This window comes from Thermoanaerobaculia bacterium (assembly GCA_035717485.1).
Classification (GTDB): domain Bacteria; phylum Acidobacteriota; class Thermoanaerobaculia; order UBA5066; family DATFVB01; genus DATFVB01.
Genome location: DASTIQ010000213.1, coordinates 1 through 2,305, shown reverse-complemented (window position 1 = coordinate 2,305; position 2,305 = coordinate 1). Strand labels below are relative to the sequence as shown.

Annotated in this window: 2 protein-coding genes; both read right to left on the bottom strand. The window is 69.3% G+C overall.

Annotated elements, in window-relative coordinates; all coding sequences use genetic code 11:
* The coding region (gene rseP, locus VFS34_11195) for an RIP metalloprotease RseP (GenBank protein HET9795019.1) at positions 1 to 1,307 on the bottom strand (1,307 nt) is incomplete at its 3' end.
* Positions 1,304 to 2,305, bottom strand: a 1,002-nt coding sequence (gene dxr / locus VFS34_11190) for a 1-deoxy-D-xylulose-5-phosphate reductoisomerase (GenBank protein ID HET9795018.1), incomplete at its 5' end; no start/stop codon positions are given. The genes dxr and rseP, both read right to left, overlap by 4 nt.

Below are 2,305 nucleotides of genomic sequence, written 5' to 3'. Positions count from 1 at the left end.
ACTTTGAGGATGTCGTTGTAAATGACGATGCCCATCAGGAGGACCAGCAGCACGAATCCGAACTGCAGGATCCGCTCCTTGACGCGCATCGAGAAGTCGCGGCGGAGCGTGCCCTCGATCACGATGACCGCGAGCTGGCCGCCGTCGAGCATCGGAACGGGGAGCAGGTTCAGGATTCCGAGCTGGAGCGAAAGCATCCCCATCAGCGCGATGAACGGCCCCGCGCCCTCGCGAGCCGCCTCGCCCGCGAACTGTCCGATCGCGATCGGCCCCGACATCTGCTTGACGGAGGCTTTCCCGCGAAAAAGCTTCGCGAGCACGCCGAGAGTCGCCTGGGTGTCGGTGCGGAGACTCCGCCACCCCTGACGGACGGCTTCGGCGGGCGGAAACCTCTCGATCACTTCCGGGACGTCCGGCTCGAGCTGGACGCCGATCTTCCATCCGCCGCTCTCTTCGCGCGGCCGGACGGCGATCGTGACGAGCCGACCCGCGCGCGCAACGACGAAGGTTTCCGGGCCGGGGGCGTGCCGCCCGACCGCGTCGGTCACGTCCGTCAGCGTCTCGACCTTCTCGCCGTCGATCGTCTTGATGATGTCGCCCGGCGCGAGTCCCGCTTCCGAGGCGGCGGAGCGAGGCAGCACGCGCCCGATCTTGGGAGGAAGTGCCGGGAAAAGGCCGGTGAAGCCCAGATCGAATTTCGAGACCGCGCGCGGGACGATCGAGAGCGTCCGCCGCGTCCCGTCCCGCTCGATCTCGACGGCGAGCTTCTGGCGCGGCGCGACCGAGAACGCGAACTCGGCTTCCGACCAAGTCGGAGTCGGCGAGCCGTCGATCGAGAGGATCCGGTCTCCCTTGCGGAAACCCGACTCGGCGCCGGGAGAGTTCGCGGCGATCGACTGGATCACCGGCGGCTGGAGCCGATACGCCGGGACGGAACGCCCGGCCATGAAGATCGCCGACGAAAGCGCGATCGCCAGCACGAAGTTCATGATCGGGCCGGCCAGGAGGATCAACGCCCGCTGCCATCGCGGTCCGGAGATCGCCGCGGGCGCCTCCGCGGCGCCGACGGTCGTCGACTCGTCGGGGCCGAGACCCGCGACCCGCACGTATCCGCCGAGCGGCAGCGCGGAAATCCGGTAGTCGGTCTCCTTCCACTTCACTCCCGCGATCCTCTTTCCGAAACCGAACGAGAAAACCTCGACGGGGAAGCCGAAGAGCTTCGCGACCGCGAAGTGGCCGAACTCGTGGATGAAGACGACGATCGAGAGGACGACCGCCATCGCCAGGACGTCCTGGAGGAAGTTCACGCGCGTACTCCGGCGGCTTGCGCGGCGCGATCGCGCGCGACGCGGCGCGCATCGGCGTCGATCGCGAGCGCCTCTTCGACCGATCGCGGCGCCGGCCGGCTTCCCATCGCGGAGCGCGTTTCCACCACGACGGGAACAATCCGGAGAAACGGAATCTTCCCGGCGAGGAACGCCTCGACGGCGATCTCGTTCGCCGCGTTCAGGATCGCCGGCGCGGCGCCCCCCTCTTCCAGCGCCTCCCGCGCGATCGCGACCGCCGGGTAACGCCGCGAGTCGACGTCGGCGAAGTCGAGGCGCGCGCCCGAGAGCGAGAGCCGCCCGAACGGTGGCGGCGCGGGAAGGCGGTCCGGGTACGCGAGCGCATAGAGGATCGGGAACCGCATGTCGTTGACCGCCATCTGCGCCACGACCGAACCGTCGCGGAACTCGACCATCGAGTGGACGAGCGACTGCGGATGGAGGATCACCGCGATCCGTTCCGGCGGGACGTCGAACAGGAACCGCGCCTCGATGATCTCGAGCCCCTTGTTCATCATCGTCGCGGAATCGATCGTGATCTTCGGCCCCATCTTCCAGGTCGGATGCGCGAGCGCGTCGTCGATCGTGATCGCCCCGAACGTCGAGAGATCCCGGGTCCGGAACGGCCCGCCCGAACCGGTGAGGACCAGGCGCTCGACCTCGGCGGCGCTTCCGGCGCGCAGAGCCTGGTGGATGGCGCTGTGCTCGGAATCGACGGGCAGGATCTCGGCGCCGGATTCCGCCGCGGCGCGCGCCATCATCTCGCCCGCGACGACCATCGTCTCCTTGTTGGCGAGCGCCAGGCGCTTGCCGGCCTTCAGAGCCGCGTGCGCGGAGGAGAGCCCGACGGCGCCGACGAGCCCGGCGACGACCGTGTCCGCGCCACCCCACGTCGCGCAGGCGTCGAGCCCCCGCGGGCCCCATCCGATCTCGCCCCGATAACCGGGCACGAGCGACCGGAAGGCCGCGACGTCCTCCTC